Consider the following 25,558-nt stretch of genomic DNA (forward strand, 5'->3'; position numbering starts at 1 on the left):
TCGCCTCACGTCCGGGTGACGCTCAGCCCGTCGCGCCGCCCGTCTTCCGCTGGTTCTCGTTGAACTCCCTTACGTTCCGCTGCTGTTGGGCGTAGTCGTCGGTGAAGCGGGTGTCGCCGGGCGCCACCGTCACGAAGTAGAGCCAGGGGCCCGGGGTGGGATCGAGGGCGGCCTCGATGGCCTCCTGGCCCGGGTTGGCGATGGGGGTGGGCGGCAGGCCCTTGTGCGCATAGGTGTTGTACGGGCTGTCGGTCGTGGTGTCGCCCGTCGTGGTGGCCAGCGTCGAGCGGTTGAGCGCGTAGTTCAGGGTCGAGTCCATCTGGAGCGGCATGCCCCGGGCCAGCCGGTTGCGGATGACCCGGGAGACCTTGCCCATGTCGGCCTTGGTGTCGGCCTCGGCCTGCACGATCCCGGCCACGGTCACGATTTGATACACCGTCAGGCCGGAGCGCCGTGCACCCTCGGCGATGTGGTCCTGCCCGAAGTGCCGGTTGGCGGTCTCGACCATGTAGGCGAGCAGGCCGCCGGGGGTCGAGTCGTCGGCCACCGGATAGGTCGCCGGGTAGAGGTAGCCCTCCGGATTGCCCCGGGCCTCGGCGGGAAGCTTGAGCCGGGCGGTGGCGGCGGCCCGCCGGGCGGTACCGGGCGCGACGCCGAGACGCTTGTCGACCGCCTCGTACACCTGGCTCGCCCGCCAGCCCTCGGGGACGAGCAGCGGCCGGGGCGGGGCGCCGGTCCCCCGCAGCAGCAGGAAGAGCGCCACGCCGGCCGCCACCAGGAACAGGGCGAGCAGCAGCAGGAGCAGTCGGCCGCGGCGGGTCAGCCGGGGTTGTCGGCGGTAGGCGGTGTCGCTCATGGCGGCACGCTACCCCTACAGATCCGACAAATCAGACATTCGACAGGTGCCGACACGCATCGCACCCGGCGGCCCGGGAACACACGAACAGGGGATCGGATGTTCGCCGGTACGCGTGATCGTCACGCCGATCGTTGCTCAACTCCCTTGTGACGAAGGATGCTTGAGGGGCGCAAGCGACGGGCTGCAGACCGGGGTTGCGCAGTCCCACAGCGGCATCCCCACGATGCCCACGGCATGACCCGTACAAGGAGAGAGCACCACCATGAACCTCATCACCGACCTGCTCGCCGGCGTCCTCCACTTCATCGGCTGGCTCGTCTGACGATCGTCACGACCGGCGCCGTCGCTCCCCCGTCCCACGGGAGCGGCGGCGTCGCCGTGTGCCCGGGCGGAGGCGGGCGCGTCAGCCACGGACCGGGGCCAGCTCCGCGTCCCTGCGGACGAGCGCCGCGTACTGGCCGTCCTGGGCCAGCAGTTCCTCGTGCGTGCCGCGCTCGGCCACTGCGCCGCCGTCGAGCACGACGATCTGGTCCGCGTCGCGCACGGTGGACAGGCGGTGGGCGATCGTGAGGGTGGTGCGGCCCTCGGACAGCGCGTCGATGGCCTGCTGCACCGCGTGTTCGGTGCGGGTGTCGAGCGCGCTGGTGGCCTCGTCGAGGATCAGGACGGGCGGGTCGCGCAGGATCGTCCTGGCGATGGCCAGGCGCTGCTTCTCGCCGCCCGAGAAGCGGTATCCGCGCTCACCGACCAGGGTGTCGTAACCGTCGGGCAGCGAGGCGATGTGGTCGTGGATCTGGGCGGCCCGGGCGGCCTCCTCCAGCTCCTCGTCCGTGGCGTCCGGCTTGGCGAAGCGCAGGTTCTCGGCGACCGAGGCGTGGAAGAGGTACGTCTCCTGGGAGACCACGCCGATCGAGCGGGCCAGGCTGTCGAAGTCGAGGTCGCGCACGTCGACCCCGTCCAGGGTGACGCGGCCGCCGCTCACGTCGTACAGGCGCGGCACGAGGTAGCTCAGCGTGGACTTGCCGGAGCCGGTGGGGCCGACGACGGCGAGGCTGCTGCCGGCCGGGACGGCGATGTCGATGCCGGAGAGGGTCGGCCGCTCCTGCCTGTCGTCGTAGCGGAAGTCGACGTCCTCGAAGCGGACCGCACCGGCCGCCCTGGCCAGGCGCACGGGCTCGTCGGGCTCGGTGATGTCCACCGGCAGGTCGAGGTATTCGAAGATCCGCTGGAACAGGGCGAGCGAGGTCTGCATCTGGACGCCCGTGGACAGCAGGCTCACGGCGGGCCGGAACAGGCCCTGCTGAAGCGAGACGAAGGCGACCAGGGTGCCGATGGAGACGGCCGGGCCGCCCGTGCCGAGGGCCAGTCCGGCCGCCCAGTAGATGACGGCGGGCATGGCCGCCATCACGATGCCGATGGTGGACATGCGCCAGCGCCCGGCCATGTTGGAGCGCACTTCCAGGTCGACCAGGCGCTCGGACTCGGCGGCGAAGTTCTTGGTCAGCGAATCGGCGCGGCCCATGGTGCGGCCGAGCTGGATGCCGCTGACCGACAGCGACTCCGTGACCTCGGCGGCCATGGCGGCCATCTGCTTCTGGCGCTGGGTGGTGATCTTCTTGCGCTCGCGGCCGACGCGGCGGCTGATCCACACGAACACGGGGAGCAGGAGCAGCGAGACGCACGTCAGGCGCCAGTCGAGCGCGAGCATCGCGACCACGGAGGCGATGACGGCCGTGAGGTTGGAGACCAGCGAGGTGGCGGTGGAGGTCACGGTCGCCTGCATGCCGCCGATGTCGTTGGCTATGCGGGACTGCACCTCGCCGGTGCGGGTGCGGGTGAAGAAGGCGAGCGGCATCCGCTGGAGCTGGGCGTAGACGGCGGTGCGCAGATCGTGCATGACGCGCTGGCCGACCGTGGTGCTGATGAGCGTCTGCAGCACGCCGAAGACGCTGTTGACGACCGCTGTGGCGATCATGCCGAGCGCGAGCAGGCTCAGCAGGCCCGTGCGGTTCTGCGGAATGGCCACGTCGAGGATCTCGCGCAGCAGGAAGGGCGAGGCGACGGAGACGAGCGAGGAGGCGGCGACGAGCAGGCCCACCACGGCGAGTCTGCCGCGGTACGGGCGGAAGAGGCCGAGGATGCGGCGGATCTGTGCCGGCTCCGGCGGTTCGGCGCCGCGGGGCGGGGGCGTCCAGGTGGATGGTTCGGGGCGCATGGGCTCCTTCGACGGGGGTGCGGGCGCCTGCCGGAGGCGGGCGCGATGACGATTCGGAGAGCATAGCTCATTGTTACCTATACTCACAATGAACCAGGTCCTGTTATTGTTCCCGTATGCAGCCACACATTTCCCGGGCCCCCGACGCCGACGGCCTGCTGGCCGAGCAGTTGCTGAGGCTGACCCGGCGACTGCACCGGATCCAGAAGCAGCACCTGGAGCCGGTGGGCATCACACCCGCGCAGTCCCGGCTGCTGCGCACCCTCGCCCACTGGAGCGAGCCGCCCCGCATGGCCGACCTGGCCGCCCGCCTTGAGGTCGTGCCGCGCGCCGTCACCACCCTGGTGGACGCGCTGGAGGAGAGCGGGGACGTGCGCCGGGTGCCCGATCCGAACAACCGCCGGGTCATCCGCATCGAGCTCACCGACGGCGGTCGCGCCAGACTGCGCGCGCTGCGCGGCGCGCGCCGGGGCGCGGCGGAGGAGATCCTCGCCCCGCTCTCGGCCGACCAGCGCGAAGTCCTGGGCGGACTGCTGACGGCGCTGGTGGACGGCTCCCCGGAGCGCCCCTGCTGACAGGGCGGCCGGGCGGGCGACACGCGCCCCGCCACCCCTGACACATCGTCATCAAGCCTCCACGGGCCGGTATCAAGAGACCGGCGGGGCTCTTGCGCGCCCGGCGGCCTTCCTTCAAGGTCGCTACCTGGGTTCAGCAAAGGTCGCGCAAAACGTCAGCCCGTGGAATTCCTGTCGATCACCAGGAGGCTCGATGAACGACGCAGTACCGGAGCACCACGACCCCACCCGGCGCTCCCTCCTGTGGACCGCGGGAGCCGCCGGGGCCGGGCTCGGGCTCGGAGCGTTCGGCGGCCCGGCCGAGGCCGCGGAGCACGCGGTGGATCCGGCCGCGACGACAGCGGCCGGCCCGGCCGCGGACCGGACGGCGCCCCAGGAGCCCCCGCGCCGCGGCGACACCATGATCGGGGTGCCCTTCCAGCGGCGCTCGGCGGTACGGGTCGCGCTGATCGGCCTCGGCAACCGCGGCGGCGCCATGATCGACCTGTACCTCGCCGTGCCGGGCGTCAAGGTGGTGGCCCTGTGTGACCCGGTGCGGGCGAAGGCGGAGAAGGCCGCCGCCAAGGTGACCGCGGCCGGACAGCCCGCACCGGCCCTCTACGTCCACGGCGACCACGACTACGAGCAGCTCCTGCGGCGCGGCGACATCGACTTCGCCCATGTGGCGACGCCCTGGGACTCCCACTTCGAGATCGCCGCATCGGCGCTCCGCAACGGGGTCCACGTCGGCGTGGAGTGTCCGATCGCTCTCCAACTCGACCAGCTGTGGGCCCTGGTCGACCTCTCCGAGCGGACCCGCCGGCACTGCATGCAGCTGGAGAACTGCTGCTACGGGCGCAACGAGATGCGCGTCCTGCGCATGGCGCACGCCGGCAAGTTCGGAGATCTGCTGCACGCCGCGGGCGCGTATCTGCACGATCTGCGCGCCCTGATGTTCGACCCCGCCTACTACGAGGGCCCCTGGCGCCGCCTCTGGCACACCCGGCTGCGCGGCGACCTGTATCCCAACCACGGGTTCGGGCCGGTCGCCAACTACCTGGACCTCAACCGCGGCGACCGGGCGGTGAGCATCGTCAGCATGGGCACCCCCTCGCTGGGGCTCGCCCAGTACCGGGCCGCCAACATGCCCGCCGACGACCCGAGTTGGAAGGAGTCGTACATCGGGAGCGACCGCACGACCAGTCTGGTCCGGACGGCCAGGGGGCGGGTGATCCGCCTGGAGCACGACGTCTCGACGCCCCACCCCTACAGCCGGATCAACAGCCTCGGCGGCACCAAGGGCGTGTTCGAGGACTATCCCGAGCGGATCTACATCGAGCCGGACCACAAGAACGACGAGTGGGGCGACTTCTCGCGGTACGCCGAGTGGGACCACTGGCTGTGGAAGGAGCACGCCGACCCGCCGGGCGGCCACGGCGGGATGGACTACATGCTGGTGTTCCGCCTCATGCAGTGCATGCGGCTGGGTCTGGTGCCGGACTTCGACGTCTACGACGCGGCGACCTGGACGTCCCCGGTGCCGCTGAGCCATCTCTCGGTCAGACAGGGCGGTCTGCCGCAGCAGATCCCCGACTTCACCCGGGGTGAATGGCGGCGGCCCCGTCCCGGCATGGACTCGGAGAAGCCCGCCGAGGCATGAGCCCGCGGTGCCCCCGGCCCGCGACGGGGCCGGGGGCGCCGCCGGTTCAGCAGCGCCGGACGTCTTCGGTGAGGGCGCCCTGGGCGGTCTTCAGGCTCCGGTCGTAACAGCCGTCGGAGCCGTAGCTGCGGTAGCGCTCGGCCGAGGTGCCGACCGCGTGGCGCTGGTCGCGCGGCACGTTCATGGTCCACGAGGCGTCGCCGCGATAGGTGTCGTCGAGGTGCGAGAACGCGGTGGGGCGGGCGCCGCGCAGAGTGAGGGAGTCCGCCAGGTCGCCGAGGGTGATGGCGGTGCGCAGCCGGCCGTCCGCGGCGATGGTCGTGGTGCCGTCCATGGTGTACGTACGTTTGTCCCGGACGGTCACCGCGGGACCGCGGCCGGAGGTCGTCACGCTCTGGTCGTCGTGCCAACTCCCCTTCAGGGCATCGGTGTTCTCGCCCTCGGTCCAGCGGTGCACGGACTCGGCCGAGACCGAGCGGACCACCGTGGTGGTCACGCGGCCGTGCGAGGTGTCGAGGTATCCGGAGGTGGTCAGCCGGTGGCCGCTCCTGGCGTCGAGCCGCAGTTCCGGTGAACCCGGCTTGTACACGGCCGAGTTGACGGGCGTCGTCTCCTCCTGCCGGGTGAGTCCGCCGGTGACGACCTTGCTCCCCTTGTCCTGCCAGATCAGCAGATTCGTGGGGGTGGACCAGCCGGCCTGCCCGGCCGGGACTCCGGTGACCGACACCTCCACACGGTGCGGGCGGCCGTCGTTGAGCAGGGCCGCGTACGGCGTCAGGTCGTACTCGACGGGCTTCACGTCGAAGGCGCGCGGGGCGGGGATCACGTACCAGAGGAAGGGGTTGGACCAGCCGCCCGTCCATACGGTGGGGAACGGCGCCGCTATGCCCGCGAGCCTGCCGTCGACCCTGAGCTGCACCTCGCGGTTGGGGCCGGCCTGCGCCTTGCAGGAGTACGGGGCGGGGTCGGGGGCGGCGAGGTACCAGAACTCCTCGCAGCCGCCGCCCGAACCGGTCGCGTACACCTCGGCGACGACGCGTTCGGCGTTGCGCGGGGTGGTCACCTGCGGGGTGTCGAGGGCCAGCACCGTGTCGGGCGTCGCGGCGGGCGCGGTGTGCGCGTCGGCGGCGTAGAAGGTGAGGGTGACGTGGACGTCGATGACCCCGGTGTAGGTGTCGTCGACGGTGTTGCCGATGAGCATCTCGACGGGCTGGGCGGACCGGAGGGTGGCGCTGTAGCGCGTGACGTCCTTCTCGACGTTCCAGGCAATGCCGTCCACCGAGGGTTCCGGGGTCGAGGTCCGCAACACCTCGGCGCCGCCCACGTGCAGGTAGCCGAGGCGGTCGTACTGCCGGCCCTTGACCTTGCCGTCCAGGCGCAGCACCACCTTGCTCCACCGGTCGCCGCAGCCCGTGGGGGGCGTGTAGGTCCCCCGGTACGGCGTGTAGTCGCGGAACTGGGCGTCCGCCAGGGTGACGTGGCAGGACTTCGTGTGGGGCACGGCGACCGGCGGCGCCGCGGTCAGCGGGTCGTGCCAGTCGGTGCCGAACTCGGCGGGCGGGCCGTCGGCGGCGGCGGCCGGGCCCGCGCCGAGCACCAGTCCCGCGGCCAGGGTGAGGCCGCCGAGCATGGACATGATCCTTCGTCGTCTCATGGGTGGAGAGTGAAGCGCGGGCGCGGTCCGGGCGCCAGACCCGGTCGCGCCGCCCTGGCGGATTCCGGGCCCCAACGCGGAAAAATCGATTGAAATCCGCGGGCCGGACGAGCGAACCTGACACGGCTTCCACCCCTCGATGCAAGGACTTCCGGACGCCATGCAGATTCGCGATCTTCCCTACACGGATCCAGGCGAACCGGACGTCCGCTCGGGTCCTCGTTTCCTCTACTGGCTGGGCCGCAACCAGCTCGGCGGCCAGCTCAAGGCCCTGGGCTGGGGGTTGCTCCAGCAGTGCGGCATCGCCGGACTGCCCCTGACCGTCGGCTTCGCCGTCCAGGCCGCGGTCGACCGCTCGGGCGGCAGGCTCGCGCTCGCCGCGGGCCTGAACGTGCTGCTGGGCATCGCCATCGCGGTCGGCGACATGATGCTGCACCGCACCGCGGTCACCAACTGGATCACGGCCGCCGCCCGGGTGCAGCAACTGCTCGCGCGCAAGACGGCCGAGCTCGGCTCCGCGCTCACGCGCCGGGTCGCGGCGGGCGAGGTGGTCGCGGTCTCCACGGGTGACGTGGAGAAGATCGGATGGTTCGTGGAGGCGCTGTCGCGCTTCGCCGCGGCCGCCGCCGCACTCCTCATCATCTGCGTCGGACTGCTGGTCTACCAGCCCGCGCTCGGCATCGTGGTCGCGATCGGCGTTCCCGTACTCGCCCTGGCCGTCCTGCCGTTGCTGCCCCGCGCCACCCGGCGCGCGGACGTCCAGCGCGAAAAGGCGGGCCGGGCAACGGAGTTGGCGTCCGACACGGTCGCCGGGCTGCGCGTGCTGCGGGGCATCGGCGGCGAGGAGCTGTTCCTGGGCCGCTACCGCGAGGCCTCGCAGGAGGTCCGCAGGGCCGCGGTGCGCAGCGCCCGCATGTGGTCGCTGATCTCCGCGGTCCAGGTGCTGCTGCCCGGTCTGCTGCTCATCACGGTCGTCCTGTACGGCGCGCGTCTGGCGCTCGCGGGACGCGTCTCGGTGGGCGAACTGGTCACGGTGTACAGCGCGGTGACGCTCATGCTCTTCCCGCTGCAGCACTTCGAGGAGATCGCCATGGCGTACTCGTTCTCGCGGCCCTCCGCGAAGCGGGCGGCGCGGGTGCTCGCGCTCCAGCGGGTCACCGACCCGGCCGGGACGGACACGGGGGTGCCGTCCGGGCCACACGCGGATCCGACCGGAGACCTGTACGACCCGGCGACCGGACTGCTCGCGCCCGAGGGCCGGTTCACGGCCGTGGTGTGCGGCGACCCGGACGCGGCCGGACGGCTCGCGGACCGGCTCGGCGGCCACGCCCCGGACGCCGGCGGGCAGCCCTCGGTGCTGCTCGGCGGGACCGCTCTCGACGAGCTGCCCCTGGAGCTGGCCCGTACCGCGGTCCTGGTGCAGGACAAGGACCCGGTGCTGCTCTCGGGCACGCTGCGCGAACTGCTCGACGTGCCGTCCTCGCGACAGGTCGACGCGGTGGACGCGCTGGCGGCGGCGCGGTGCGAGGACGTACTGGAGGCGCTGGCCCAGGCCTCGGCCGACCCGGGCGGGGACCCGATGGACACGCGCATCACGGAGCGGGGCCGCTCCCTGTCGGGCGGCCAGCGTCAACGCCTCGCCCTGGCACGGTCGTTGGTGACCGACCCCGAGGTGCTGGTGCTCGACGAGCCGACCTCGGCGGTCGACTCGCACACCGAGGCCCGGGTCGCCGAGGGCATCAAGAGGGTGCGGGCGGGGCGCACGACGGTCGTGTTCACGTCGTCGCCGCTCCTGCTCGACCTGGCCGAGCGGATCGTGTTCGTGCACGAGGGCGAGGTGGCATCGGTGGGCGTCCACCGCGAACTGCTGCACACCGACGCCCGCTACCGCGCGGTGGTCACGCGGGAGACCGACGAGGAGTCCAAGACGATGCAGAAGGTGGAGGAATCGGCATGAGGGGCGTGGCGGTACCCGCGTACGACCCGGCGGCCCCGCAGTCGGCCACCACCCTGCCGGTGGGCACTCCGGCGACGGTCCGCGCGTATGTGCGCGAGCTCCTGCGGCGCCACCGCCGCGCGTTCACGGTCCTGGTCGCCACCAACGCCGTCGCCGTGATCGCGTCGATGGTCGGCCCGTACCTCCTGGGCGGCGTCGTCGAGGACCTGTCGTCGGGCTCGCGCGATCTTCAACTGGGTTGGGTGGCGGCCCTGTTCGCGGTGGCGCTCGCCGTGCAGACGGTGTTCGTACGGACGGTGCGGCTGCGCGGCGGGATGCTCGGCGAGGAGATGCTGGCGGATCTGCGCGAGGACTTCCTGGTGCGGTCGGTGGGGCTACCGCCGAGCGTCCTGGAGCGGGCCGGGACCGGCGATCTGCTGTCCCGGATCACCACGGACATCGACCGCCTGGCCAACGCGATGCGCGAGGCGGTGCCGCAGCTGGCGATCGGCGTCGTGTGGGCGTTGCTGCTGCTCGGCGCGATCGGCGTCACGGCCCCGCCGCTGGCCCTCGCGGTCCTGATCGCGCTGCCCGTCCTGGTGGTGGGCTGTCGCTGGTACTTCCGCAGGGCGCCCTCGGCCTACCGCTCGGAGGCGGCCGGGTACGCGGCGGTCGCCTCGGCCCTGACCGAGACCGTCGACGCGGGGCGCACCGTGGAGGCGCACCGCCTGGGTGCGCGCCGCATCGCCCTGTCGGACCGGCGGGTCGAGGAGTGGACGGCCTGGGAGCGGTACACCCTGTTCCTGCGCTCGGTGCTGTTCCCGGTGGTCAGCGTCACGCACATGCTGATCATGGTGTCGGTGCTGACCATCGGCGGGGTGTTCGTGCTCAAGGGCTGGATGAGCGTCGGGCAGCTCACCACGGGCGCGCTGCTGGCACAGATGCTGGTGGAGCCGGTGGGGCTGATCCTGCGCTGGTACGACGAGCTGCAGGTGGCCCAGGTGTCGATCGGGCGCCTGGTCGGCGTGCGGGACATCGAGCCGGCGGCGGGGGACGCGGAGGCCCGTCCGAAGGGGCGGCACGTCGAGGCGGACGGCGTCCGCTTCGGCTACCGCGAGGGCGTGGACGTCCTGCACGACGTCACGCTCTCGGTGGCGCCGGGCTCCCGGGTCGCCCTGGTCGGCCCCTCGGGGGCAGGCAAGTCGACCCTGGGGCGGCTGCTCGCCGGGATCTACGCGCCGCGCGCGGGGCGGGTCACGCTCGGCGCGGCCGAGCTGTCGCGGATGCCGGCCGAGCGGGTGCGCGAGCACGTGGCGCTGGTCAATCAGGAGCACCACGTGTTCGTGGGCTCGCTGCGCGACAACCTGCTGCTCGCCCGTACGGGGGCGCGGGACGCCGAGCTGTGGGCGGCCCTCGGGGCGGTCGACGCGGACGGGTGGGCGCGGGGGCTGGACGAGGGGCTCGATACGGAGGTCGGCTCGGGCGGGCTGTCCCTCACCCCGGCCCAGGCCCAGCAGATCGCGCTGGCCCGGCTGGTCCTGGCGGACCCGCACACGCTGGTCCTGGACGAGGCGACCTCGCTCCTCGACCCGCGCGCGGCCCGCCATCTGGAACGCTCGCTGGCCCGGGTCCTGGACGGGCGCACGGTGGTGGCGATCGCCCACCGCCTGCACACCGCGCACGACGCGGACGTCATCGCGGTGGTGGAGCGGGGGCGGATCGTGGAGCTGGGCAGCCATGACGAGCTCGTGGCTGCGGGCGGGGCGTACGCGTCCCTGTGGCACTCCTGGCACGGCTAGCCCCTGCGGCGCGGGGCCGCCACCCCGGTGCGGGACGCGCCCCCCGCCCGGGCCCGGGGGCCCCGACCGTCATCCGGCCGCGGACCGTGCGTGGCTGGTCGCGCAGTTCCCCGCGCCCCTCCAGGCAACCCTGCGCCGGCAGCGCCGACGGGCCCGGCCCACACCCCTCGTCCGACCGCGGACCGTGCGTGGCTGAGCGCGCAGTTCCCCGCGCCCCTCCAGGCAACCCTGCGCCCGCAGCGCCGACGGGGCCGGCCCCACACGCCTCGCCCGGCCGCGAGTCGTGCGTAACTGAGCGCGCAGGCCCTCGCGCCCCCAGGGGGCCGCGCCTTGCGGAGTCGCTTCGGCGGGCGGCTCAGGGGCGCGGGGAACTGCGCGGTCGGCCACGTACCGCATGCAGACGCACAGGCCACGCCCGCTCCCCAGGGGCGCGGGGAACTGCGCGCCCGGCCACGCACGATCCGCAGACGCAAACGCAGACGCACCCCCACCCGCACCCGCACCCGCACCCGCACCCGCACCCGCGACGCACCCATCCCCCCGGAGGGTTTAGGGAAGGGGCGGGGCGGGGTCAGATGAAGTTCAGGGCCCCCGCCGCCCCCACCCCACCCAGCACCATGAACACCGGCATCAACACCTTCAGCTCCACCCAGCTCCCCGCCCGGAACCGCATCCCCTTGGGCGGCCCCACGGGATGCCACCGCTTGCGCCCCACCGGAATGGGCCACAGGATCGGGCACCCCGAGACCGTCAGCGCGTCCCCGATGTCGTGGACCAGCGCGCCGAGGACGATCGGCAGGCCGAGCCACAGGTACTCCTGGCCGGGCCCCGAGAACAGCCAGTCGGAGCCGTTGCCCGGCTTGTCCAGGACGCCCGCCAGGATCCACGCGCTGGTCGCGCCGAGCAACCACACCAGGACGTCGCTGGAGACGCGGGCGGCCCGCCACAGCAGGCCCTCCACCGCGAGGACCAGATGCACGAAGAGGATGCCGAGCACCGCCCAGCGCCCGCCGAACACCGCCGCCGCCGAGGCCCCCGCGCCGATCAGGACGGCCCACAGCCAGGTGTGCGTGAGCGTGCGGTGACCGCCGTTGCGGCGGGGGTCACCGGGACCCCGGGTCGCCTTGTAGACCGCGTGCGACAGCTCGTCGACGATGCCGCACAGACCCCGCGAGATCGGCCCGAAGGCGCGCGAGATGGTCGCGGACTTGTGGTCGAGGTCGGGGGCGAGGGCCGCACCGGCGGTGATCAGGGCCCCCACCGCGAGCACCGGCCACGGCATCGCGTGCCCGGCGGCGGCCGCGGCCGCGCCCACGCCGAGCCAGGCCGCGGCTCCCGACAGTGAGTGAGCTGGTCCCATCATGGCCGTGCCCCGCCCCATTCCTCGTGCTCTCGCGCCCAGTTGACGCCCCGTCCGCAGACGGGCCGCCGGGGCAGCCTACCTGCGATGATCTTCGCTTCGGCGGCCGGTTCCCGCTTCCGGTGCCGAGCCAGGCAAGATGGGGGCGTGACCCTTATCGATCAGCTGCCGCCGAGTGCCGACCCCGATGCCCTTTTCGAAGCCTTCTCGACCTGGGCCGAGGGCCAGGGCATCAACCTGTACCCGGCCCAGGAGGAGGCGCTGATCGAGGTCGTGTCGGGGGCGAACGTCATCCTGTCCACCCCCACCGGCTCGGGAAAGAGCCTGGTGGCGGCGGGTGCGCACTTTGCCGCGCTCGCGCGGGACGAGGTGACCTTCTACACCGCGCCGATCAAGGCCCTGGTCTCGGAGAAGTTCTTCGACCTGTGCAAGCTCTTCGGCACCGAGAACGTCGGCATGCTGACCGGTGACGCCTCCGTCAACGCGGACGCGCCGGTCATCTGCTGCACCGCCGAGGTCCTCGCCTCGATCGCGCTGCGCGACGGCAAGCACGCGGACGTCGGCCAGGTCGTGATGGACGAGTTCCACTTCTACGCCGAGGCCGACCGCGGCTGGGCGTGGCAGATCCCGATCCTGGAGCTCCCGCAGGCCCAGTTCGTCCTGATGTCCGCCACCCTCGGCGACGTCTCGATGTTCGAGAAGGACCTGACCCGCCGCACCGGCCGCGAGACCACCGTCGTCCGCTCGGCGACCCGGCCCGTGCCGCTGTCGTACGAGTACGTGACGACGCCGATCACCGAGACGCTGACCGAGCTGCTCGAAACCCGGCAGGCCCCCGTCTACATCGTGCACTTCACCCAGGCGCAGGCGGTCGAGCGGGCGCAGTCGCTGATGTCGATCAACATGTGCACGCGCGAGGAGAAGGACAAGATCGCCGACCTGATCGGCAGCTTCCGCTTCACCACCAAGTTCGGCCAGAACCTGTCGCGTTACGTCCGGCACGGCATCGGCGTGCACCACGCGGGGATGCTGCCCAAGTACCGCCGTCTGGTCGAAAAGCTGGCGCAGGCGGGCCTGTTGAAGGTCATCTGCGGCACCGACACCCTCGGCGTCGGCGTCAACGTGCCCATCCGCACAGTCCTGTTCACCGCGCTCACCAAGTACGACGGCACCCGCGTGCGCACCCTGCGGGCCCGCGAGTTCCACCAGATCGCAGGCCGCGCGGGCCGGGCCGGCTTCGATACGGCCGGCTATGTCGTCGCGCAGGCGCCCGAGCACGTCATCGAGAACGAGAAGGCGCTCGCCAAGGCGGGCGACGACCCGAAGAAGCGCCGCAAGGTGGTCCGCAAGAAGGCGCCCGAGGGCTTCGTGGCGTGGTCGGACACCACCTTCGAGAAGCTGATCGGCTCCGAGCCCGAGCCGCTGACCTCGCGCTTCCGGGTCACCAACATCATGCTGCTCTCGGTGATCGCCCGCCCGGGCAACGCCTTCGAGGCGATGCGCCACCTCCTGGAGGACAACCACGAGCCGCGCAAGGCGCAGCTGCGGCACATCCGGCGGGCCATCGCGATCTACCGCTCCCTGCTCGACGGCGGAGTGGTGGAGCAGCTGGACACCCCGGACGCGGAGGGCCGCACGATCCGGCTCACCGTCGACCTCCAGCAGGACTTCGCGCTGAACCAGCCCCTGTCGACGTTCGCCCTCGCGGCCTTCGACCTGCTCGACCCGGAGTCGCCGTCGTACGCGCTCGACATGGTCTCGGTCGTCGAGTCGACGCTCGACGATCCGCGCCAGATCCTCGCCGCGATGCAGAACAAGGCGCGCGGCGAGGCCGTCGGGCGGATGAAGGCGGACGGCGTCGAGTACGAGGAGCGGATGGAGCGGCTCCAGGAGATCTCGTACCCCAAGCCCCTCGAAGAGCTCCTGTGGCACGCGTACAACGTCTACAAGAAGTCGCACCCCTGGGTCGGCGACCACCCGGTGTCGCCGAAGTCCGTCATCCGCGACATGTACGAACGGGCGCTCACCTTCACGGAGTTCACGTCCTGGTACGAGCTGGCCCGTACCGAGGGCATCGTCCTGCGCTATCTGGCGAGCGCGTACAAGGCGCTCGACCACACCATCCCGGACGACCTGAAGACCGAGGACCTCGAAGACCTGATCGCCTGGCTCGGCGAGATGGTGCGCCAGGTGGACTCCTCGCTCCTCGACGAGTGGGAGCAGCTCGCCAACCCCGAGGTGCAGACCGCCGAGGAGGCGCAGGAGAAGGCCGACGAGGTCAAGCCGGTCACGGCCAACGCCCGGGCCTTCCGCGTACTGGTGCGCAACGCGATGTTCCGCCGGGTGGAGCTGGCGGCCCTGGACAACCTCACGGCGCTGGGCGAGCTGGACGGGGAGTCCGGCTGGGACGCGGACGCGTGGGGCGAGGCGATGGACACGTACTGGGACGAGTACGACGACCTCGGCACCGGCCCGGACGCGCGCGGCCCCAAGCTCCTCTCGATCGAGGAGGACGCGGCGCACGGCCTGTGGCGCGTCCGCCAGACGTTCGCCGATCCGAACGGCGACCATGGCTGGGGCATCAGCGCGGAGGTCGATCTGGCGGCCTCCGACGAAGAGGGCCGCGCGGTGCTGCGCGTGACCGCCGTCGGCGAGCTCTGACCCCGCTCCCCCGCCCCCCGCTCCCCCTGTTCCGAGAGGACCGCGACGACATGACCAACCCGGCGGAGAGACTCGTCGACCTGCTCGACCTGGAGCAGATCGAGGTCAACATCTTCCGCGGCCGCAGCCCCGAGGAGTCCCTCCAGCGGGTCTTCGGCGGGCAGGTCGCCGGCCAGGCCCTGGTCGCGGCCGGGCGCACGACGGACGGCGAGCGCCCGGTGCACTCGCTGCACGCGTACTTCCTGCGTCCGGGCCGTCCCGGCGTGCCGATCGTCTACCAGGTGGAGCGGGTCCGTGACGGGCGCTCGTTCACCACGCGGCGGGTCACCGCGGTCCAGCAGGGCCGCACCATCTTCACCCTGACCGCGTCCTTCCACCGCCCGGAGCCCGGCAGCATCGAGCACCAGCTCCCGCCGCGCCTGGCCTTCCCCGAGCCGGAGTCGCTGCCCACGGTGACCGAGGAGATCCGCGAGCACCTGGGTGCGCTGCCGGAGGCGCTGGAGCGGATGGCCCGCCGCCAGCCGTTCGACATCCGCTACGTGGACCGGCTGCGCTGGACGCCCGGCGAGATCAAGGACGCGGATCCGCGCAGCGCGGTGTGGATGCGGGCGGTCGGCCCGCTCGGCGACGACCCGCTGGTGCACACCTGCGCGCTGACGTACGCGAGCGACATGACGCTCCTGGACGCGGTGCGCATCCCGGTCGAGCCGCTGTGGGGGCCGCGCGGCTTCGACATGGCCTCGCTGGACCACGCGATGTGGTTCCACCGCCCGTTCCGCGCCGACGAGTGGTTCCTGTACGACCAGGAGTCCCCGATCTCGACGGGCGGGCGGGGCCTGGCCCGCGGCCGGATCTACAACCGTGCGGGCGAACTGCTGGTGTCGGTGGTCCAGGAAGGCCTCTTCCGTCCTCTCACCTCCGCCGCCGAGTGATCAACTCACCTTTTTCCAGAAGGAGTTACCGATGAGCCTGTACGACATCCCGCTGCGCACCCTGACCGGCGAGCCGACCTCGCTCGCCGACTACAAGGGCCGCGCCGTGCTCGTGGTGAACGTGGCGTCCAAGTGCGGTCTGACCCCGCAGTACGCGGGCCTCGAACGACTCCAGGAGCAGTACGGCGAGCGCGGCCTGACCGTGCTCGGCGTGCCCTGCAACCAGTTCGGCGGCCAGGAGCCCGGCACCGCCGAGGAGATCGGCACCTTCTGCTCGGCCACGTACGGCGTGACCTTCCCGCTCCTGGAGAAGACCGAGGTGAACGGCGAGGGCCGCCACCCGCTGTACGCGGAGCTGACGAAGACAGCGGACGCGGACGGCGAGGCCGGCGACATCCAGTGGAACTTCGAGAAGTTCCTGCTCTCCCCGCAGGGCGAGGTGGCCGCCCGCATCCGCCCGCGCACCGAGCCGGACGCCCCGGAGGTCGTCGCCCTCATCGAGGCGAACCTGCCGGCCTGATCCGGCCTGCCGCATCCGGCGGGGCCGACGTGAAGGCGCCCCTTCCTCGTCCGAGGGAGGGGCGCCTTCGCGTGGCGTACGTGGTCAGCGGATCGGCATGCCCGACAGCGTGCGGGCGATGACCAGCCGCTGGATCTCGCTGGTGCCCTCGAAAATGGTGTAGATCGCGGCGTCCCTGTGCATGCGCTCCACCGGGTACTCGCGGGTGAAGCCGTTGCCGCCGAGGATCTGGATCGCCTGGGCGGTGACCTTCTTGGCGGTCTCGCTCGCGTACAGCTTGGACATCGAGCCCTCGGCCGACTCGAACTTCTTGCCCGTGGTCGCCATCCAGGAGGCGCGCCACACGAGGAGGCGGGCCGCGTCGATCTGGGTGCGCATGTCGGCGAGCTGGAAGGCGATGCCCTGGTTGTCGATGATGGGACGGCCGAACTGCTCGCGGGTCCTGGCGTATTCGAGGGCGTAGTCGTACGCGGCCCGAGCGGTGCCGACCGCCATGGCGCCGACGGCGGGGCGGGAGGCCTCGAAGGTGGCCATCGCGGCGTTCTTCACGCGCTCGCCGCCGCCCGCCTTCGCCCGCTCGCGGGAGCGGGCGAGCCGCTCGTCGAGCTTCTCCTTGCCACCGAGCAGGCAGCTGCCCGGGACGCGCACGTCCTCCAGGACGACCTCGGCGGTGTGCGAGGCGCGGATGCCGTGCTTCTTGAACTTCTGGCCCTGGCTGAGCCCGGGGGTGTTCGGCGGCACGATGAAGGAGGCGTGGCCCTTGGAGCCGAGCTCGGGGTCGACCACCGCGACGACGACGTGGACGGCCGCGATGCCGCCGTTGGTGGCCCAGGTCTTGGTGCCGTTGAGGACCCACTCGTCCTTGGCCTCGTCGTACACGGCCCGGGTGCGCATCGAGGCGACGTCGGATCCGGCGTCCGGCTCGGAGGAGCAGAAGGCGGCGACCTTGACGTCGTTCACATCGCCGTACATCTGGGGGATCCAGGTGCCGATCTGCTCCTCGGTGCCGTTGGCGAGGACGCCGACCGCGGCGAGGCCCGTGCCGACGATGGAGAGCGCGATGCCCGCATCGCCCCAGAAAAGCTCCTCCATGGCGACCGGGATGCCGAGACCGGTCGGGTCGAAGAACTGCTGCGCGTAGAAGTCGAGGGAGTAGATTCCCACCTTGGCGGCTTCCTGGATCACCGGCCAGGGGGTCTCCTCGCGCTCGTCCCACTCGGCGGCGGCGGGACGGATCACGTCCTTGGCGAAGCCGTGCAGCCAGTCCCGGACCTGCTTCTGGTCGTCGTTGAGATCCATCGTGAACTCGGCCATGTCCCCTCCACCACTTCAAGCGTTACTTGCGGTAACCACAGTCTGTTACCGGCGGGTAGCACCTGTCAACCGACGACCGGCCCCGCAGCACCACGTGCGGGTGGAGTGTTACGTTGCGCAAGGCTTCCGAGACCGGGAAACCCACGGAAGACGCAGGACACAGTGCGGGACGCGCAGTACGGGCGGGGAGAAGACCCATGGAGACCACACAGCAGGGCGGCCGGCAGCGCACGGCGGCGGAGCGCCGGCGGCGCGAACTGCTGGAGGCGGCGGACCGGGTGGTCCTCCGGGACGGCCCCCAGGCGTCGATGAACGCGATCGCCGCCGAGGCGGGCATCACCAAGCCCATCCTCTACCGGCACTTCGGCGACAAGGGCGGCCTCTACCGCGCGCTCGCCAAGCGCCACACCGACGCCCTGCTCTCCGCGCTGCGGGCCGCGCTCGACGCGCCGGCCGAGCGGCGCGAGCGGGTCGAGGCGACCCTGGAGACCTACCTCGCGGCCATCGAGGCCCGCCCGCAGGTCTACCGGTTCCTGATGCACCCCGCCGAGGACAGCCCGGCGCCCGAATCCGAGCAGGGCTTCGACGTGGGCCGGCACTCGGCGCCGCTGCTGCGCCGCATGGGCGAGGACCTGGGTGTCGTCATCGCCGAGCGGATCGACCTCGGGCCGGGCGGCGAGGTGCTCGCGCGGGTGTGGGGGCACGGGATCGTCGGCATGATGCACGCGGCGGGCGACTGGTGGCTGGGTGAACGCCCTTGCTCCCGCACGGAGTTGGTGCGGGCACTGGCCGACCTGCTGTGGGGCCGGCTGGCCGGGGCGGGCGACCGGGTGGGCGGCCCCGGCTTCTGACCCCGCCCCTGCCCGAGATCCCTCCGGCGGCAACGACTCCGGCTGCGGACCGTGCTCGCTCCTCGCGCAGCCGGGGGCGGAGCCCCGGGGAGGTCAGCTCCAGCCGGCTCTGCGGATCGCGCGCTGGAGGCGGCGTCCGTGGCGGCCCGTGACCCGGTCGGCGTACACCGTGCCCTCCAGGTGATCGCACTCGTGCTGGAGGCACCGCGCGAAGAACCCGGTGCCCTCGACCCGCACCGGCGCGCCGGAGAGGTCCACCCCCTCCACCACCGCCCGGTCGAAACGGGCGGTCGGCGCCTCCAACCCCGGCAGGGAGAGGCAGCCTTCGGGCCCGCGCACCTCCACTCCGTCCGCCTCGACCAGGCGCGGATTGACGACGTACCCGAGGTGCCGCACGTCCTCGTCGTCGGGGCAGTCGTACACGAACACCCGCTGGGCCACCCCGATCTGGTTGGCCGCCAGGCCGACGCCGTCGGCCGCGTACATCGTGGCGAACATGTCCTCGACGAGGCGGCGCAGGGCGGGCCCGAAGTCGGTGACGGGCTCGCAGGGGGCGTGCAGGACCCGGTCGCCGAGGAGACTCATCTCTCGTACGGAACCGGAACTGCCGGGAATGGGACGGTGGCGCATGGCCGCAAGAGTACGTTCCAAGGGGTGGAAGCCGTTCCGGATGGTGGCGCGGTTCGGGCCGCCGACCGGATCTCGATAGGCTGACACCCGACCCAGGCGCAAGGAGGATCAAGGACGATGTCAGGACACGTTGGAGGTGCCGGGCCCCTGTCACCGCGAGCCAAGCTGGCGGTGACCGCGGGCAAGGCCGCCGCGGCGGTGTCGCGCGCGGCGGGCCGGGGCAGTGGATCGGTGATCGGCGGGCGCGTCGCGCTCAAGCTCGACCCCGATCTGCTCGGGCGGCTCGCCACTCATCTGGACGTCGTCCTGGTGTCGGCGACGAACGGCAAGACGACCACGACCCGGCTGATCGCCGAGGCACTGCGGGCCAGCGGCCCCGTGGTGTCGAACGCGCTCGGCGCCAACATGCCGGCCGGCATCACGTCGGCGCTCGCGGGCGGTTCGGACGCCAAGTACGGCGTGATCGAGGTGGACGAGAAGTATCTGGCGGGCGTCGCGCGCGATGTCACGCCGAAGGCGATCGCGCTCCTCAACCTCTCGCGCGACCAGCTCGACCGCGCCGCCGAGACCCGGATGCTCGCCGAGAGGTGGCGCGAGGGCCTGTCCGGTTCCAAGGCCGTGGTGATCGCCAACGCGGACGACCCGCTGGTCGTGTGGGCGGCGTCCTCGTCGCCCAACGTGGTGTGGGTGGCGGCCGGCCAGGAGTGGAAGGACGACGCCTGGTCGTGCCCCGCCTGCGGCGGTGTGATGCAGCGCCCCGGCGACGACTGGTTCTGCGGCGAGTGCGGTTTCCGCCGCCCGGCGCCCAGTTGGGTCCTCAACGGCGACTACGTCCTCGACCCGCACGGCTCGGCCTGGCCGATCCACCTCCAGCTGCCCGGCCGCGCCAACAAGGCGAACGCCGCCACCTCCGCCGCGGTCGCCGCGGTGTTCGGGGTGCCGCCGCAGGTCGCCCTGGAGCGCATGTACCAGGTGCAGGCGGTGGCGGGCCGCTACGACGTGGTCACCTTCCAGGGCCGTGAGCTGCGGCTGCTGCTCGCGAAGAACCCGGCGGGCTGGCTCGAAACGTTTTCCCTGATCGACCCGCCGCCGACCCCGGTCGTCCTGTCCGTCAACGCCCGCGGCGCCGACGGCACGGACACCTCCTGGCTGTGGGACGTCGACTACACCCGGCTCGCCGGCCACCCGATCTTCGTGATCGGCGACCGCAAGCTGGACCTGGCGGTACGCCTCGAAGTCGCGAACCTGGACTTCCGGGTCTGCGAAAGCCTGGAGGAATGCGCCCAGTTGGCGCCGCCCGGGCGGATCGAGCTGATCGCCAACTACACCGCGTTCCAGGACGTCCGCCGCGTCGTCGGCAACTGACCCCAGCAAGGAGCAAGCAAGCGATGGCAGACAACAGCCTGCGCCTCGTGTGGGTCTACCCCGACCTGCTGAGCACCTACGGCGACCAGGGCAACGCGCTGGTCGTGGAGCGCCGGGCCCGCCAGCGCGGCCTGGACGTGCACCGGCTCGACGTCCGCAGCGACCAGCCGATCCCGACGTCCGGTGACATCTACCTCATCGGCGGCGGCGAGGACCGGCCGCAGCGGCTCGCGGCCGAGCGGCTGCGCCGCGACACCGGCCTGAGCCGCGCCGCATCCAACGGCGCGATCATCTTCTCGGTCTGCGCCGGGTACCAGATCCTCGGCCACGAGTTCATCAACGACGTCGGCGAGCGCCAGGAGGGCCTCGGCCTGCTCGACGTGATCTCGACCCGCGGCGAGGGCGAGCGCTGCGTGGGCGACGTGCTCGGTGACATCGACGAGCGGCTCGGGCTCCCCCAGCTGACCGGTTTCGAGAACCACCAGGGCGTCACCCACCTCGGTCCGACGGCCCGCCCGTTCGCCCGGGTGCGCCTGGGCAAGGGCAACGGCACGGGCGACGGCACGGAGGGCGCGTACAACGACACCGTGTTCGGCACCTACATGCACGGCCCGGTCCTGGCGCGCAACCCGCAGATCGCGGACATGCTCCTCAAGCTCGCCCTCGACGTGAACGCGCTGCCGCCCACCGACGACCGCTGGTACGAGGCGCTGCGCGCCGAGCGCATCGCGTCGGCGACCGCCCCCGCGTAGCCGCACGGCCCGGCCCGCCCGGTGCACTTCGTACCTTCGTACGACGTCCATCAGTCGGACCTCCGATTCGGCCCCGTCATCCTGCGCCGGTAGGGTGACGGGGATCCAACCGGACGACGTGGTCCGGTCGTCGGCCCACGTTGCAAAGGTTCTCCGGGCAATGCGAATTGGTGTGCTCACCTCCGGCGGCGACTGCCCCGGCCTGAACGCCGTCATCCGATCCGTCGTGCACCGTGCGGTGGTCGACCACGGCGACGAGGTCATCGGCTTCCACGACGGCTGGAGGGGCCTGCTCGAAGCCGACTACCGCAAGCTCGACCTGGACGCGGTCGGCGGCATCCTCGCCCGCGGCGGCACCATCCTCGGCTCCTCCCGCGTCCAGCCCGCGCATCTGCGCGACGGCGTGGAGCGGGCCAGGGGCCATGTCGCCGAGCTGGGCCTCGACGCGATCATCCCCATCGGCGGCGAAGGCACCCTCAAGGCCGCGACCCTGCTGTCCGACGCGGGTCTGCCGATCGTCGGCGTGCCGAAGACGATCGACAACGACATCGCCTCGACCGACGTCACCTTCGGCTTCGACACCGCCGTGGGCGTGGCGACCGAGGCGCTCGACCGGCTGAAGACCACCGCCGAATCGCACCAGCGGGTGCTGATCGTCGAGGTCATGGGCCGCCACACCGGCTGGATCGCACTGCACTCGGGCATGGCGGCCGGCGCGCACGCCATCGTCGTCCCCGAGCGCCCCTTCGACATCGACGAGCTGACCGAGCTGGTCGGCCGGCGCTTCTCGGCGGGCAAGAAGTTCGCGATCGTCGTCGTGGCCGAGGGCGCCAAGCCGCGCGAGGGCTCGATGCAGTTCGACGTGGGCGGCACCGACGTCTACGGCCACGAGCGGTTCGCCGGCGTCGCCCGCCAGCTCTCCATCGAGCTGGAGCAGCGGCTGAACAAGGAGGCCCGCCCGGTCATCCTCGGGCACGTCCAGCGCGGCGGCACGCCCACCGCGTACGACCGGGTGCTCGCCACCCGCTTCGGCTGGCACGCCGTGGAGGCCGCCCACCGCGGCGAGTTCGGGATGCTGACCGCGCTGCGCGGCACCGACATCGTCATGGTCCCGCTCGCCGAGGCGACCGCCACCCTCAAGACCGTCCCGGCCGAGCGGTACGCCGAGGCGGAGTGCGTCCTCTAGCTTCCGGACGGTTGTGCACGCGAGGAACCGCCCCCGGCCGCACCAGCGGCCGGGGGCGGTTCTAGTCTGGTGCGGGACAACCGGTACGAATCAGGAGTCAGCGGATGGATCACAGCGGACACGGCATGGACATGAACATGGACCTGCCGCCGTTCACGCTGGCGCGGGGCCTGGAGTGGTCGGCCGACTCCTTCTTCCTGATCGGGTGCCTGCTCGGCCTCGCCCTGTACGCCTGGGGCGTGATCCGGCTCAGGCGGCGCGGGGACAGCTGGCCGGTCAGCCGGATGGTCTTCTGGACCGTGGGTGTGCTGACCATCGGGCTCGTCATGTGCACCAAGCTCAACGACTACGGCATGGTCATGTTCAGCGTGCACATGGTGCAGCACATGGTGATCAGCATGCTGTCGCCGATCCTGCTGCTGCTCGGCGCGCCGGTGACCCTCGCGCTGCGTGCGCTGCCGGTCGCCGCCCGTGGCCGCAAGGGCCCGCGCGAACTGCTCCTGATGCTGCTGCACAGCCGGTACATGAAGATCATCACGCACCCGGCGTTCACCATCCCGCTCTTCATCGCGAGCCTGTACGGGCTCTACTTCACGCCGATCTTCGACTTCCTGATGGAGTCGCGGACCGGGCACATCGCGATGATGGTCCACTTCCTCGCGGTCGGCCTGGTCTTCTTCTGGCCGATCATGGGCGTGGACCCGGGGCCGCACCGCCCCGGCTATGTGATGCGGATGCTGGAGCTCTTCGCGGGCATGCCCTTCCACGCCTTCTTCGGCATCGCCCTGATGATGGCGACCGAGCCCATGATCGGCACGTACAGGAACCCGGTGTCCTCGCTCGGCATCGACGCCCTGAGCGACCAGCAGGCGGCCGGCGGCATCGCCTGGGCGTTCAGCGAGATCCCCTCGGTGCTCGTCCTGATCGCCCTCGTCTTCCAGTGGTACGCCACCGAGAAGCGCCAGGCGCGCCGCACCGACCGGGCCGCCGAGCGCGACGGTGACAAGGAGCTGCAGGCCTACAACGCCTACCTCGCCTCATTGAACACGCGCGGCCAGTAGCGCCGCGCCCCGTCGCGGGGGGACGATGGACCTCACGGCACCTGCCGGGAGGAAGGGGACGCGATGCCCCGTGCGACGAAGTCGATGATGGTGCTCACCCTGGTGATGCTCGTGGTGATCACGGGCTACACGGTGGCGCTCGGCAGCAGCGGCTGGCTGTGGTTCGGCTGGGTGGTGCTCGGCCTCACCGCGATCGGGACGGCCGCGGTGTCACGCAGCACCTGAGCCCGCGCCGCAGGCCGCACGAGCAGGGCGGCTCGCCGGGAGGCGGTGTACCCGCCACGGGCGCGCCCATGGCGTCGGCGTGCCGGTCGACGGTGGTTACAGCGGACCGGGCCCGCGCCTACACTGGCCACCCTTCTGCATGGTGAGGAGTTCGCGGGTGCTCTATTACGTCCTCAAGTTCGCAGTCTTCGGGCCCCTGTTGAGACTGCTGTTCCGTCCGAGACTTGAAGGCCTCGAGTACGTTCCCGACGAGGGCGCGGCGATCATCGCGGGCAACCACCTCTCCTTCTCCGACCACTTCTTGATGCCGGCGATGCTCAAGCGGCGCATCACCTTCCTGGCCAAGCAGGAGTACTTCACCGGGCCCGGCGTCAAAGGGCGGCTGACCGCCGCGTTCTTCCGGGCGGTCGGACAGATCCCGGTGGACCGGTCGGGCAAGGAGGCCGGGCAGGCAGCGATCCGCGAGGGACTCGGCGTCCTGTCCAGGGACGAGCTGCTCGGCATCTACCCGGAGGGCACCCGCTCGCACGACGGCAAGCTGTACAAGGGCAAGGTCGGCGTCGCGGTCATGGCGCTCAAGGCCGGGGCGCCCGTGATCCCGTGCGCGATGGTCGGCACCTTCGAGATCCAGCCGCCGGGCCAGACGCTGCCGAAGATCAAGCGGGTGTCGATCCGCTTCGGCGAGCCGCTCGACTTCTCCCGCTACGCGGGCATGGAGGGCGACAAGGCCATCCTGCGCGCGGTCACCGACGAGATCATGTACAAGATCATGGAACTGTCGGGCCAGGAGTACGTGGACCGGTACGCGGCCGATGTGAAGGCCGAGGAGTCACGGCGCTTCCGGGGCCTCATGCGCTGAGCCCGAGCCCCCGGAAGGTTCCCCGCACCGCTCGGCCCTGAGCGGATCCGCGCACGGCGAAACGGGCTGGCCGCCGTGATCGGCGCGCGCGTAGCGTCCCGGTCATGAGCACAGGAACCGCGTTCGTCATAGGCGCCACCGGACAGATCGGCAGGGCCGCGGTGCGCGCCCTCGCCGAGGACGGCTGGGAGGTGCGGGCCGTGTCGAGAGGCCCGGCCGAGGACACCGGCTGGCCGGCGGACGTCCGCCGGCTGCGGCTCGACCGCGAGGACGACGCGGCCCTGGGCGCGGCGCTCGGGGACGGGGTGGACGTCCTGGTCGACATGGTGGCGTACGGGAAGGAGCACGGGCGTCAACTGGCCGGGTTCGCCGATCGGATCGGGTCGGCGGTGGTCATCTCCAGCGGCGCCGTGTACGAGGACGACCGGGGCCGCGGTTTCGACACCCAGGACGAGCCCGACGGGTCACCGCACTACCCGCTCCCCATCCCGGAGTCCCAGCCCACCGTGGCTCCGGGCGATGCGACGTACGCCACACGGAAGGTGGCGCTGGAACGGGAGTTGCTCGACTCCCCCATCCCCGCCACGCTGCTGCGGGCGGGTGCGATCCACGGCCCGCACTGCCAGAGTCCGCGCGAACTGCACTTCGTGAAGCGGGCGTTGGACGGCCGGCCGGTGCGGGTGCTCGCCCATCGCGGCGAGAGCCGGTTCCATACGGCCCATGTCTCCAACATCGCGGAGCTGATCCGGCTGGCGGCGCGCCGGCCCGGGGACCGGGTGCTCAACGCGGCGGACGGCGAGTCCTTGAGCGTCGCCGAGATCAGCGCGGCGATCGACGAGGTGCTCGGCGTGCGTTCCGAACTCGTCCTGGTGGACGGGCCCCCACCGCGCGGCACGATCGGCAGCACGCCGTGGTCGCTCCCGCATCCGGTCGTCTACGACATGAGGGCGGCCGAGCGGGAGTTGGGCTACCGGCCGGTGACGGGCTATGTCCAGTCCCTGCCGGCGACGGTCGAGTGGCTGGCGGACCGGCTCGCGGGGCGGGAGTGGAGCGAGGCGTTCCCGAAGATGGCCAGGGCCTATGCGGACGCGGGCCTGTTCGACTACGCGGCCGAGGACGCCTGGCTCGCCGACCGGGCCGCGGCACGAGGGGCGTAGCGGGACGG

21 protein-coding genes are annotated in these 25,558 nt (G+C 71.8%); 15 read left to right on the forward strand and 6 right to left on the reverse strand.

Annotated features, from left to right (window positions below):
- Positions 1 to 22: 22 nt before the first annotated feature.
- Together mltG and ACGF3I_RS04020 are read right to left on the reverse strand one after the other, a co-directional pair.
- On the reverse strand, positions 23 to 856 hold the full coding sequence (gene mltG, locus ACGF3I_RS04015; RefSeq protein ID WP_393128941.1) for an endolytic transglycosylase MltG: 834 nt from the start codon (positions 854 to 856) through the stop codon (positions 23 to 25).
- Between the two features lie 406 nt (positions 857 to 1,262).
- Complete coding sequence (locus ACGF3I_RS04020) at positions 1,263 to 3,074, reverse strand: ABC transporter ATP-binding protein (protein WP_393128942.1); 1,812 nt, start codon at positions 3,072 to 3,074, stop codon at positions 1,263 to 1,265.
- 116 nt (positions 3,075 to 3,190) lie between these two features.
- On the opposite strand from ACGF3I_RS04020, the gene ACGF3I_RS04025 reads away from it, so the two are divergent.
- Both ACGF3I_RS04025 and ACGF3I_RS04030 read left to right on the forward strand, forming a co-directional pair.
- Positions 3,191 to 3,649, forward strand: a complete 459-nt coding sequence (locus ACGF3I_RS04025) for a MarR family winged helix-turn-helix transcriptional regulator (protein WP_393128943.1) — start codon at positions 3,191 to 3,193, stop codon at positions 3,647 to 3,649.
- Positions 3,650 to 3,842: 193 nt separating this feature from the next.
- Positions 3,843 to 5,288, forward strand: coding sequence for a Gfo/Idh/MocA family protein (locus ACGF3I_RS04030; protein WP_393128944.1), 1,446 nt, complete (start codon positions 3,843 to 3,845; stop codon positions 5,286 to 5,288).
- A 46-nt stretch (positions 5,289 to 5,334) separates the two neighbouring features.
- Here the strand turns inward: ACGF3I_RS04030 and ACGF3I_RS04035 are convergent, their stop codons facing one another.
- Complete coding sequence (locus tag ACGF3I_RS04035; protein WP_393128945.1) at positions 5,335 to 6,942, reverse strand: peptide-N4-asparagine amidase; 1,608 nt, start codon at positions 6,940 to 6,942, stop codon at positions 5,335 to 5,337.
- 160 nt (positions 6,943 to 7,102) lie between these two features.
- Between ACGF3I_RS04035 and ACGF3I_RS04040 the strand changes: the two genes are divergently transcribed.
- Both ACGF3I_RS04040 and ACGF3I_RS04045 read left to right on the forward strand, forming a co-directional pair.
- Positions 7,103 to 8,899 (forward strand): ABC transporter transmembrane domain-containing protein, encoded by a 1,797-nt coding sequence (locus ACGF3I_RS04040; RefSeq protein WP_393128946.1) that lies wholly within the window; start codon positions 7,103 to 7,105, stop codon positions 8,897 to 8,899.
- Complete coding sequence (locus tag ACGF3I_RS04045) at positions 8,896 to 10,677, forward strand: ABC transporter ATP-binding protein (RefSeq protein ID WP_393128947.1); 1,782 nt, start codon at positions 8,896 to 8,898, stop codon at positions 10,675 to 10,677. Before ACGF3I_RS04040 ends, ACGF3I_RS04045 begins: the two co-directional genes overlap by 4 nt.
- Positions 10,678 to 11,248: 571 nt before the next feature.
- Here ACGF3I_RS04045 and ACGF3I_RS04050 read toward each other — a convergent pair.
- Complete coding sequence (locus ACGF3I_RS04050) at positions 11,249 to 12,040, reverse strand: metal-dependent hydrolase (RefSeq protein ID WP_393128948.1); 792 nt, start codon at positions 12,038 to 12,040, stop codon at positions 11,249 to 11,251.
- 84 nt (positions 12,041 to 12,124) lie between these two features.
- On the opposite strand from ACGF3I_RS04050, the gene ACGF3I_RS04055 reads away from it, so the two are divergent.
- The 3 genes from ACGF3I_RS04055 to ACGF3I_RS04065 are packed head-to-tail and all read left to right on the forward strand — an operon-like array spanning position 12,125 to position 16,150.
- Positions 12,125 to 14,698, forward strand: coding sequence for a DEAD/DEAH box helicase (locus tag ACGF3I_RS04055; RefSeq protein ID WP_393128949.1), 2,574 nt, complete (start codon positions 12,125 to 12,127; stop codon positions 14,696 to 14,698).
- A 50-nt stretch (positions 14,699 to 14,748) separates the two neighbouring features.
- Positions 14,749 to 15,630 carry an acyl-CoA thioesterase gene (locus ACGF3I_RS04060; protein WP_393128950.1) on the forward strand — a complete coding sequence of 294 codons (882 nt, stop codon included), beginning with the start codon at positions 14,749 to 14,751 and terminating at the stop codon, positions 15,628 to 15,630.
- 31 nt (positions 15,631 to 15,661) lie between these two features.
- The gene (locus ACGF3I_RS04065; protein ID WP_393128951.1) at positions 15,662 to 16,150 is read left to right on the forward strand and encodes a glutathione peroxidase; all 489 of its coding nucleotides are present in this window, start codon (positions 15,662 to 15,664) and stop codon (positions 16,148 to 16,150) included.
- Positions 16,151 to 16,234: 84 nt separating this feature from the next.
- Here the strand turns inward: ACGF3I_RS04065 and ACGF3I_RS04070 are convergent, their stop codons facing one another.
- Positions 16,235 to 17,464, reverse strand: a complete 1,230-nt coding sequence (locus tag ACGF3I_RS04070) for an acyl-CoA dehydrogenase family protein (RefSeq protein ID WP_393128952.1) — start codon at positions 17,462 to 17,464, stop codon at positions 16,235 to 16,237.
- A gap of 197 nt (positions 17,465 to 17,661) precedes the next feature.
- On the opposite strand from ACGF3I_RS04070, the gene ACGF3I_RS04075 reads away from it, so the two are divergent.
- Entirely contained in the window at positions 17,662 to 18,315 is a 654-nt protein-coding gene (locus ACGF3I_RS04075) for a TetR family transcriptional regulator (protein WP_393128953.1), read from the forward strand.
- Positions 18,316 to 18,408: 93 nt separating this feature from the next.
- On the opposite strand, the gene def is transcribed toward ACGF3I_RS04075, so the two are convergent.
- Positions 18,409 to 18,945: a peptide deformylase gene (gene def, locus ACGF3I_RS04080; RefSeq protein ID WP_393128954.1), complete on the reverse strand. Its 537-nt coding sequence runs from the start codon at positions 18,943 to 18,945 to the stop codon at positions 18,409 to 18,411.
- A gap of 117 nt (positions 18,946 to 19,062) precedes the next feature.
- Between def and ACGF3I_RS04085 the strand changes: the two genes are divergently transcribed.
- From ACGF3I_RS04085 to ACGF3I_RS04115, 7 genes are all read left to right on the forward strand, one after another.
- On the forward strand, positions 19,063 to 20,310 hold the full coding sequence (locus ACGF3I_RS04085) for a MurT ligase domain-containing protein (protein WP_393128955.1): 1,248 nt from the start codon (positions 19,063 to 19,065) through the stop codon (positions 20,308 to 20,310).
- Positions 20,311 to 20,333: 23 nt separating this feature from the next.
- Positions 20,334 to 21,062, forward strand: a complete 729-nt coding sequence (locus ACGF3I_RS04090) for a type 1 glutamine amidotransferase (RefSeq protein ID WP_393128956.1) — start codon at positions 20,334 to 20,336, stop codon at positions 21,060 to 21,062.
- A 160-nt stretch (positions 21,063 to 21,222) separates the two neighbouring features.
- Entirely contained in the window at positions 21,223 to 22,248 is a 1,026-nt protein-coding gene (locus tag ACGF3I_RS04095; protein WP_393128957.1) for a 6-phosphofructokinase, read from the forward strand.
- 104 nt (positions 22,249 to 22,352) lie between these two features.
- On the forward strand, positions 22,353 to 23,309 hold the full coding sequence (locus ACGF3I_RS04100) for a cytochrome c oxidase assembly protein (RefSeq protein WP_393128958.1): 957 nt from the start codon (positions 22,353 to 22,355) through the stop codon (positions 23,307 to 23,309).
- Between the two features lie 63 nt (positions 23,310 to 23,372).
- Positions 23,373 to 23,534, forward strand: a complete 162-nt coding sequence (locus ACGF3I_RS04105; RefSeq protein ID WP_393128959.1) for a hypothetical protein — start codon at positions 23,373 to 23,375, stop codon at positions 23,532 to 23,534.
- A 157-nt stretch (positions 23,535 to 23,691) separates the two neighbouring features.
- Positions 23,692 to 24,393, forward strand: coding sequence for a lysophospholipid acyltransferase family protein (locus tag ACGF3I_RS04110; protein ID WP_393129118.1), 702 nt, complete (start codon positions 23,692 to 23,694; stop codon positions 24,391 to 24,393).
- Positions 24,394 to 24,497: 104 nt separating this feature from the next.
- Entirely contained in the window at positions 24,498 to 25,550 is a 1,053-nt protein-coding gene (locus ACGF3I_RS04115) for an NAD-dependent epimerase/dehydratase family protein (RefSeq protein WP_393128960.1), read from the forward strand.
- Positions 25,551 to 25,558: the final 8 nt, after the last annotated feature.

The sequence above is a fragment of the Streptomyces sp. NPDC048111 genome (assembly GCF_043202815.1).
GTDB lineage: Bacteria > Actinomycetota > Actinomycetes > Streptomycetales > Streptomycetaceae > Streptomyces.